This is a genomic window from Bacteroides sp. CAG:633, assembly GCF_000435115.1.
Classification (GTDB): domain Bacteria; phylum Bacteroidota; class Bacteroidia; order Bacteroidales; family Bacteroidaceae; genus Bacteroides; species Bacteroides ndongoniae.
The window spans coordinates 318-535 of record NZ_FR883067.1 but is presented as its reverse complement, the minus strand read 5'-3'; positions in this window follow the sequence as shown (position 1 = coordinate 535).

Genomic DNA, 218 nt, shown 5'->3' with positions numbered 1-218 from the left:
TTAGGGGGGAGGGAGGTTTAGGGTTGAGGGTTTAGGGTTTAATGTTTAGGGGGTAATGAAAAATGGTTGGGGTGGTGGGGGAGAGATATTTTAGACGCGGATGGCACGGATTTTTATATTTTTTATCTGCGACAATCCGAAGCACATGTTGCTCTCTTCAGCCTTCGCCATCTGCTCTCTCAATCCTCAACTCTCAACCCTCATCCCTCATTCCTCAT